The following is a 730-nucleotide window of genomic DNA, read 5'->3' on the forward strand; positions in this document are numbered from 1 at the left end:
ACCGTGGCGAGTGCGCTGGTCGATCTCGACAAGAAGATCCCGAGCGAGATCGGCTGGGTGCTGCGCGTCGACGGCCATACCGACGTTCGGCCGATCAACAGCCCGCTGTTCAAGTCGAACTGGGAATTGTCCTCGGCGCGCGCGATCTCGGTGGTGCAGTATCTGGTCTCGCTCGGCGTGCCGGCGCAGCGCCTGGTCGCCGCCGGCTTCGCCGAATTCCAGCCGCTCGACACCGCGCAGACCGAAGACGCCTACAAGCGCAACCGCCGCATCGAGCTGAAGCTGACGGAACGCTGATCGCGCCGTGGGGTTGGCGGTAACACACAAACCATCCGTCTCTCTCGTCATTCCGGGGCTCGCGAAGCGAGAGCCCGGAATCCATCGGGCCGCATCACCTGTGGTGAAATGGATTCCGGGCTCGTGCTTCGCACGCCCCGGAATGACAGGTGCAAAGAGGCGCAGCCCGCTACATCTGAGTTGCCCGGCGGCGCAAGCTCCCGCCGCAGAATATTTCGCGCTATCCGAAGTGAAGCTCGCTATCATTGATTTGGCGAGGTGCATTATTGCGCGATGCTGGAGCCACGGTCCCGTTCACAATCAGGCACGGTGGTTATGGGTCCTGGCTTCCGCCAGGACGACAGCTGTGATGAAATCGAGCGGTTCGTATTTGTCCCGCATCGCATGACACCCCCGCTACGACCGCGTCCAACAGAGGCACCATGACCAGCAC

Annotated in this window: 1 protein-coding gene; it reads left to right on the forward strand. The window is 62.7% G+C overall.

What is annotated here, in order from left to right; all coding sequences use genetic code 11:
• Window positions 1-297: OmpA family protein (locus tag ACA511_RS40610; RefSeq protein ID WP_375030084.1), on the forward strand; the 297-nt coding region annotated here is incomplete at its 5' end.
• Window positions 298-730 lie beyond the last annotated feature (433 nt).

Origin of the sequence: Actinomadura sp. GTD37 (genome assembly GCF_041951365.1) — a bacterium.
GTDB lineage: Bacteria > Actinomycetota > Actinomycetes > Streptosporangiales > Streptosporangiaceae > Spirillospora.